At 62.5% G+C, this 7,028-nt stretch carries 5 protein-coding genes; 4 read left to right on the forward strand and 1 reads right to left on the reverse strand.

From position 1 onward, the window contains the following. Positions 1-42 precede the first annotated feature (42 nt). Entirely contained in the window at positions 43-1,215 is a 1,173-nt protein-coding gene (gene ftsZ / locus BUB23_RS25710; protein ID WP_073110141.1) for a cell division protein FtsZ, read from the forward strand. A gap of 253 nt (positions 1,216-1,468) precedes the next feature. Then, entirely contained in the window at positions 1,469-2,392 is a 924-nt protein-coding gene (lpxC, locus tag BUB23_RS25715; RefSeq protein ID WP_073110144.1) for a UDP-3-O-acyl-N-acetylglucosamine deacetylase, read from the forward strand. 38 nt (positions 2,393-2,430) lie between these two features. Here the strand turns inward: lpxC and BUB23_RS25720 are convergent, their stop codons facing one another. Beyond that, positions 2,431-2,913 carry a DciA family protein gene (locus BUB23_RS25720; RefSeq protein ID WP_073110149.1) on the reverse strand — a complete coding sequence of 161 codons (483 nt, stop codon included), beginning with the start codon at positions 2,911-2,913 and terminating at the stop codon, positions 2,431-2,433. A 76-nt stretch (positions 2,914-2,989) separates the two neighbouring features. On the opposite strand from BUB23_RS25720, the gene BUB23_RS25725 reads away from it, so the two are divergent. Both BUB23_RS25725 and secA read left to right on the forward strand, forming a co-directional pair. Then, complete coding sequence (locus BUB23_RS25725; protein ID WP_073110146.1) at positions 2,990-3,916, forward strand: M23 family metallopeptidase; 927 nt, start codon at positions 2,990-2,992, stop codon at positions 3,914-3,916. A gap of 99 nt (positions 3,917-4,015) precedes the next feature. Next, on the forward strand, positions 4,016-6,766 hold the full coding sequence (gene secA, locus BUB23_RS25730) for a preprotein translocase subunit SecA (protein WP_073110152.1): 2,751 nt from the start codon (positions 4,016-4,018) through the stop codon (positions 6,764-6,766). The last annotated feature ends 262 nt before the right edge of the window (positions 6,767-7,028 follow it).

The following is a 7,028-nucleotide window of genomic DNA, read 5'->3' on the forward strand; positions in this document are numbered from 1 at the left end:
TTTTGTATTTGTCGTTTATCTGGATATGTGAGGGAGTCAATCATGATGAATTTCGAAATGCTCGATACGAGCGCTAATGGGACTGTAATCAAAGTCGTGGGTGTGGGCGGCGCCGGTGGCAATGCCGTCGCCCACATGATCCGTTCGGGGGTCAGCGGCGTCGATTTCATTTGCGCCAATACGGACGCTCAGGCTCTGGCCACCACCGAGGCGCCGGTGCAGATCCGCCTGGGCCGCACCGGCCTGGGCGCCGGCGCCAAGCCTGAGCAGGGACGCGCCGCGGCCGAAACCGCGCGCGAGGAAATCCGCGCTGCCTTGACGGGCGCGCATATGGTCTTCATTACGGCCGGCATGGGCGGCGGCACGGGCACGGGCGCCGGGCCTGTCGTGGCCGAGGTGGCCAAGGAACTGGGCATCCTGACCGTCGGCGTCGTTACCAAACCCTTCTCCTTTGAAGGCAGCAAGCGCCTGAAAATGGCGGAAGACGGTATCTCGGAGCTCTCCAAGCACGTGCATTCGCTGATAGTCGTGCTCAACGAGAACCTATATGACTTGATGGACGACGATGCGACGCAGGAAGACTGCTTCAAGTCGGCCGACGACGTCCTGCACAACGCTTGCGCCGGTATCGCCGAGATCATCAATGTCGAAGGCAATGTCAACGTCGACTTCGAGGATGTCAAGACCATCATGGGCGAACAAGGCCAGGCGATGATGGGCACCTCCATCGCCGCCGGCACGGATCGCGCCCGCGTCGCGGCCGAGCGCGCCATTGCCTGCCCATTGCTCGAAGGCGTGGACTTGCACGGGGCGCGCGGCATGCTGGTGAACATCACGGCGAGCCGCACCCTGAAAATGCGCGAAACCCGTGAAATCATGGACACCATCCGCAGCTATGCCGCCGACGACGCCACTATCGTCTTCGGCACGGCTTACGATGAATCCATGGGCGAGAACCTGCGTGTGACAGTGGTGGCCACCGGCCTGGGCCGTCCGGCCGCGGCGCGCCCGCAACTGGTGCAGAACAACGCCGAGGTGTACCGCACGGGAACCGACAATATGCCCATGATGGGCGGGCATGATTTCGGCAACTCGGAAGTTCCGGCGGTGATACGCAACCCGCGCAGCCAGGCTTCGGCCCAGGTGCGCGCCCTTGAAACGGCTGGCATGGACCACTTCGATATTCCGGCCTTCCTGCGCAAGCAGGCGGACTGATCGCCGGGGTCACGGTCCAGAAGCAGTAAATCCAGCTCTCACATGTCTGCAGGGCATCAGCATGCCCGATCAGGCCCGATCGACGCACTTTCTCTCTTCCCCGAGAGAGTGCGTCGTCGTGTTTATCGGCTGGGGGGCCATCCGGTTCCGCAGTCGTTTGAAACATATCTGTTTAGTGGTAAACCCTGGATGCGGTTACAATAAACCGTCATACAGTTGCCACAATCCGGCATCAAATTGGTATTTAAAGAATATGCTACGTCAACGCACCATACAGAAATCCATCAGTACCAAGGGTGTCGGCCTGCATTCCGGACGCCGGGTCGAAATCACCCTGCGCCCGGCGGCCCCCGACACCGGTATTGTGTTTCATCGCGTTGATCTCCCCGAAGTGGTGGATCTTCCCGCCCTGGCCGACCAGGTCGGCAACACCCGCATGGCCTCGGTGCTGCAGCAAGGCAATGTGCGCGTCTCCACCGTCGAACACCTGATGTCCGCGCTGGCCGGCCTGGGCATAGACAACCTGCACGTCGACCTTACCGCCGAAGAAGTCCCCATCATGGACGGCAGCGCCGGCACCTTCGTGTATTTGTTGCGCTCGGCGGGCTTGCAGGAGCAAATGGCTCCCAAGAGCTTCCTGCGGGTTCTCGAAACCGTCGAGGTCCGCGAAGGCGAGGGCGACAACCTGAAATGGGCGCGCCTGGAGCCCTACAACGGCTTTGCCCTGTCGTTCGCGATCGATTTCCATCATCCCGCCATCGATTCCACGGCCAATTTCGCCGAAGTCGATTTCGAGAAGGACTCCTATGTCAAGACGATAGCGCGGGCGCGCACCTTCGGCTTCGTCAGCGAAGTGGAAGCCTTGCGGGCGGCCGGCCTCGCCCGCGGGGGCAGCCTCGACAACGCCATCGTCATGGACGAGTACCGCGTCCTGAATACCGATGGCCTGCGCTACGACGACGAGTTCGTCAAGCACAAGATCCTCGATGCCATAGGCGACCTTTATCTCATAGGCAAGCCTCTGGTCGCGCGCTATGTGGCATGCAAATCGGGGCACGGCCTGAACAACCAGCTGGCGCGCGCTTTGCTCGCCCGGCAGGATAGCTGGGAACTCATCAGCTATGAATCGACCGAAACCGCGCCCAAGTCTTTCAGCCAGGAATGGAAGTTCGCCTGAGCTTCCCGCCATTCGCGCGGCCGCGGCGGCCCCGCGGCTCATCGTTCCCTGTGGTGTCCCAGCAGCCTTTTGATGGCTTCGGCCAATGGCCCCGGAGGCAGCTTGTTCTGCAGCTCGTCGAAGGCGTGCAAGGCCTTGTCGTCCAGCGGCTCGACCTGGCGCAGTGGCGTTTCTGTCCGGCTTTGTAACAGGCTGGCTTGAACCTTGACGCTGATTTCGTTAAGGTTCCATCCGCTGCCATTCAACAGCAAAAGAATGCGTGGCGCCAATTGCCGCAGTTTGGCGGCGTAGGCGGGGCTGGGAACCGCCAGCGTAATTTGCTGTCTGTCTATACGTGCCACCCTGCATACCGATGCCAGAGCAGGGGGCAAGGCATTTTTTGCCGCATGCTCGACCGCGATCAACTGGCGCGCCGTGGCCAGAACCTGCGAGCCATGCTGGTCGCTGCCCAGCCAGCTGACTGCCAGCGTGGCGGGCAGCTCCTTGTTCAAGGGCCGCGGAGGTCTGACGGGTCGGGACATGCGCAACATCTATTGAAGGTCTACAGTGAAATATCTATTTACGGGGAATCAAACAGTTGATTCTAACGGGAAAGGTTTGAGAATCGTCGTAATTGCCCTGTTGGCCGGCGCCGCCCTGGCCGCTTCGGCCGCAGCGGGCGCCTGGGTCCAGTCGCAGCTGAGCCTGCGGCCGGTGCTCAATGCCGACCAGGAGCGCGCCCTTGCCGAGCAGGCCACGCGCGATTCGGCCTATATCCGCGAAAATGTGGGCTTGCTGGCGTCCAAGGTGGGCGATCTGCAGGCCAAGCTGATCACCATGGGCAGCCTGAGCAAGCGCGTGGCCGATGCCGCCGGGGTTTCGTACACCGACCCGGAAATCCACGCCAGCCTCGAACACGCGGCATTGCCAGTCATGGACTATATCACCGACGAACAAGGAGCGGCGTGGACCGCCCAGGGCCTGGGCCGCCAGCTCGACTCGCTTTCCCGGCAGCTTTCCGAACAGAAGGACTGGTTCGCCATGCTGGACCTGGTGCTGACCAGGCGCGTCGGCGTCGAGGCGCGCCTGCCCACGTACACGCCCGTCAATTATCCCTATCTGAGCTCATCCTTCGGCTGGCGCCGCAATCCCGTGACGGGCCGCCACGCCATGCACGAGGGGCTGGACTTCGCCGCGCCCAGGGGGGCGCCCATCCATGCGGCATCGGGCGGCGTGGTGACCGAGGCGCGCTACGCGCCGGGATACGGCAATATGGTCGAGATCAACCATGGAAACGGCCTGGTGACGCGCTATGCGCATGCCTCGTCCATTACCGTGAAGCCGGGCGACCTGGTGGAAAAAGCGCAGTTGATTGCGCACGTAGGGTCGACCGGGCGCTCCACCGGCTCGCATCTGCATTTCGAGGTGCGCATGGCGGGCCACGCGCTGGACCCTACCTTATTCCTGGCCAAGCCGCAGGCCACGGACCAGCTCGTGGTGGACGCCTCCCTGGCGGTCCAAGCCATAGTCCCGCAGGTGCGTTAAACTGTATTGTTTTCCTGCGGTTTCATCCGCCAACCCAAAAAAGACAAGCATGTGGACTTTTGCGTTTATGCGCAGCAAGGACGCATCGACGACACAAGAATGGTTTCTCTGCTAAAAAAGCTCATTGGTAGTCGCAACGACCGGATACTCAAGCAGTATCGCAAGCAAGTGGCGCAGATCAACGCGCTCGAGCCCAAGGTGGCCGCCCTGTCCGATGCGGATCTCGCGGCCAAGACCGCGGACTTCCGCCAGCGGGTCGCCGAAGGGGCCGCGCTGGACGATATCCTGCCCGAGGCCTTTGCTGTCGTTCGCGAGGCCAGCAAGCGCGTCTTCGGCATGCGCCATTTCGATGTCCAGATGCTGGGCGCCATAGCCCTGCACAACGGCAAGATCGCCGAAATGCGCACCGGCGAAGGCAAGACCCTGATGGCCACGCTGGCCGTCTACCTGAACGCGCTCGCCGGCAAGGGCGTGCATGTGGTGACGGTCAACGACTACCTCGCGCGCCGCGACGCGCAATGGATGGGGCGGCTGTACAGCTTTCTGGGGATGACGGTGGGGGTGGTGGTGCCCCAGCAGGAAAACGAGGAAAAGCTCGCCGCCTATGCGGCGGATATCACCTACGGCACCAATAACGAATACGGCTTCGATTACCTGCGCGACAACATGGAGTACCGCGCCGAGGACCGCCGCCAGCGCGCCCTGGCTTACGCGATTGTCGACGAGGTCGACTCCATCCTGATCGATGAGGCGCGCACACCGCTTATCATCTCCGGCCAGGCCGAGGACAATACCGAACTGTATGTGCGCATGAACGCGGTGCCGCCCTTGCTGGCGCGCATGGCGTCGGAGCCCAAGCCGCAGGAGCCCGAACCCGAAGGCGACTTCTGGGTCGATGAAAAAGGCCAGCAGGTCCACCTGTCCGAAGCCGGCCATGTGAAGGCCGAACAGATACTGGTGCGCATAGGCGTGCTGCCCGAGGGCGAGTCGCTGTATGACCCGCGCAATATTTCGCTGATGCACCATCTGATGGTCGCCTTGCGCGCGCACAACCTGTTCTTCCGCGACCAGCAGTATGTCGTGCAGAACGACGAAGTGGTCATCGTCGATGAATTCACCGGCCGCCTGATGGCCGGCCGCCGCTGGTCCGATGGCCTGCACCAGGCGGTCGAAGCCAAGGAAGGCGTCAGGATCCAGAACGAGAACCAGACACTGGCCTCGATCACTTTCCAGAATTACTTCCGCATGTACGGCAAGCTGGCGGGCATGACCGGCACGGCCGACACCGAAGCCTACGAATTCCAGGAAATCTATTCGCTGGAAACCGTCATTATCCCGACCAATCGGCTCATGGTGCGCATCGACCAGAACGACCAGGTTTTCAAGACCGACAAGGAAAAATACAACGCCATCCTGGCCGACATCAAGGATTGCCACGAGCGCGGCCAGCCGGTGCTGGTGGGCACCACCAGCATAGAAAATTCCGAACTGCTGTCGGGCATGCTGGTAAAGGCCAAGCTGCCGCACGAAGTGCTCAATGCCAAGCAGCATGCGCGTGAAGCGGAAATCGTGGCCGAGGCCGGCAAGCCGGGCCACATCACCATCGCCACCAATATGGCTGGCCGCGGCACCGACATTGTGCTGGGCGGCAGCGTCGAGAAGCAGGTCGACCTGATCCGCGCCGACGAATCGCTCTCGGCCCAGGAAAAAGAACAGCGCATCGAAACCATCAAGACCGAATGGGCGCCCGCCAACGAAGCCGTCAAGGCGGCGGGCGGCTTGCGCATCATCGGCACCGAGCGCCATGAATCCCGGCGCATCGACAACCAGCTGCGCGGCCGCGCGGGCCGCCAGGGCGATCCAGGCTCCTCGCGCTTTTACCTGTCGCTCGAAGATTCCCTGATGCGCATTTTCGCGGGCGACCGCGTGCGCGCCATCATGGAGCGCCTGCGCCTGCCCGAAGGCGAGCCCATCGAGGCGCGCATGGTGTCGCGCTCCATCGAGTCGGCGCAGCGCAAGGTGGAAGGGCGCAATTTCGACATACGCAAGCAATTGCTCGAATACGACGACGTGGCCAACGACCAGCGCAAAGTGCTTTACGCCCAGCGCAACGAAGTGCTGGAATCGGCCGATGTATCCGAAACCATAGCCAACCTGCGCACCGCGGCGATGGCGGAGCAGTTCCACGCCTATATTCCCGCGGGTTCCATGGAAGAACAATGGGACGTGCCCGGGCTGCAAACGACGCTCGAGGCCGAATGGCAACTGCCCATGCCGCTGGTCGAGATGCTCGAGAAAGAACCGAGCCTCACCGACGAGGACCTGCTGGAACGGGTGGTGGCCGAGGCCGCCCGCCTGTACCAGGCCAAGGTGGACCTGGTGGGCCAGGAAGGCTGGGCGCCGTTCGAGCGTTCCATGCTGCTGCAGTCGATCGACACGCACTGGCGCGGGCACCTGTCATCGCTGGACCACTTGCGCCAGGGCATACATTTGCGCGGGTATGCGCAAAAAGATCCCAAGCAGGAATACAAGCGCGAGGCCTTCGAGCTGTTCTCGGACATGCTGGATCGCATCCGCAATGAAGTGGTGCGGGTATTGATGACTGTCAAGATCCAGTCGCCGGAGCAGGTCGAGGTGGAAGAGCCCGAATCCAGGCTGGACAACATCACCTACCATCATTCGGATTATGACGCCGCCTTGAGCGGGGAAGATCCAGGCCTGGACCTGACCCCCGCCGCGCGGGCGGTGGCCGCCGCGGGTCTTTCCGGCGTCCCGAAAGTGGGGCGCAACGATCCCTGCCCTTGCGGCAGCGGCAAGAAGTACAAGCATTGCCACGGCAAGCTGGCTTGATGTCTGCCGGTTCCCGGAGGCCGTATTCTGCGCCGCGGGTTTCTTAACCCGTCGCCGTGGGCGGGTGTAGGGTGGGCTCAATATCGCTGCGGTCCCGGGCTTCGCCCGTGACCGCCCGCGCAGTCCACCTGTTCGGGGCGCCCGCGAACTCGCGGAACGGGCAGCCCCCGGCTGCCCGTAAGCACTCGCTCAAACAAGCGCGGGCTTGCCTCCCCGAAACAGGCCGCCTGCGCGGCTTGCTCAAACTTTCGCCCAACCCACA

This window comes from Pollutimonas bauzanensis (assembly GCF_900129885.1).
Classification (GTDB): Bacteria; Pseudomonadota; Gammaproteobacteria; order Burkholderiales; family Burkholderiaceae_B; genus Pollutimonas; species Pollutimonas bauzanensis.

Coding starts and splice junctions, on each gene's coding strand:
- lpxC (WP_073110144.1), top strand. CDS start 1,469: ATGCTACGTCAACGCACCATACAGAAATCCATCAGTACCAAGGGTGTC.
- ftsZ (WP_073110141.1), top strand. CDS start 43: ATGATGAATTTCGAAATGCTCGATACGAGCGCTAATGGGACTGTAATC.
- BUB23_RS25720 (WP_073110149.1), bottom strand. CDS start 2,913: ATGTCCCGACCCGTCAGACCTCCGCGGCCCTTGAACAAGGAGCTGCCC.
- secA (WP_073110152.1), top strand. CDS start 4,016: ATGGTTTCTCTGCTAAAAAAGCTCATTGGTAGTCGCAACGACCGGATA.